The sequence below is a fragment of the Streptococcus mitis genome, from assembly GCF_001579035.1.
Taxonomy (GTDB): Bacteria; Bacillota; Bacilli; order Lactobacillales; family Streptococcaceae; genus Streptococcus; species Streptococcus mitis_J.
Genome location: NZ_KQ970293.1, coordinates 32,276 through 33,157 on the forward strand (window position 1 = coordinate 32,276; position 882 = coordinate 33,157).

Genomic DNA, 882 nt, shown 5'->3' on the forward strand with positions numbered 1-882 from the left:
TTAGCAAGCTATGTACTATTTATGGTATAATGAGAGAATGAAATACCCAAAAATTGATTTAAAAACCGTTCGTCTGCAAGCCAGACAATTTCAGGCTGAAAATCCCCGCCTCTTTCTCGTCTATCTCTTACCTAGCATGCTGGTCATTTTGTCTGGCTTCCTCAATCCCTTAGAGCACATCAACGAGTCTATTTTAGAGCAATCCTTTTTAAGCGTGCTTGGTCATGTATTCCAAGCCTACCTTTTTCCACTATTAGTCTCCTTTATCGGATCTATTCTTCTAACCAGTTCAGTCTATACAACGCTGAAACTCATGAAAGATTCTAAAACGAAGCCATCTGTAAAAAACAGCCTAGCTCTCTTTGATGAGGAGCGCTTTTCTCAAACCTTTTTGACCCTACTTCTCAAACGTTTCTATCTCTTTTTATGGAGTATCCCTAGTTTGCTTGGAATTTACTTTCTTTTTTACAGTAGCTTTTTAGCCAAGAAATTCGTTGTCCTTCATCCTGAGTTTCCCAATCTGGATCTCACGTCAATTGAAACCGAGCGTTTCCTCATGACATTTGGTCTTTACTTTCTAGCAAGTATCCTCTTGATGATTATAGGAAATAGTCTCTATATTCCACAATACTATGCCTATTCGCAGGTAGAATTTCTCCTCTGTGACACCCTAGACTTAGGCCAAGCCAAACCAGGACAAATCCTTAAAACCAGCCGTTTCCTGATGAAAGGTTACAAGTTCCAGCGTTTTGTCCTAGACCTACAACTCCTTCCTTGGTACTTCCTCAATTGGATTACCTTTGGGATTGCTAGTTTCTCACTCCTACCCTACATTCAAATCAATAAAATGATTTTCTACCGATCTGTACTGGCTCAAAAACG

Annotated in this window: 1 protein-coding gene; it reads left to right on the plus strand. The window is 39.6% G+C overall.

Translation table 11 applies throughout. The annotated features are described in order from the left end of the window. Positions 1-37: 37 nt before the first annotated feature. The coding region (locus SMIDD26_RS10375) for a DUF975 family protein (RefSeq protein ID WP_061440068.1) at positions 38-882 on the plus strand (845 nt) is incomplete at its 3' end.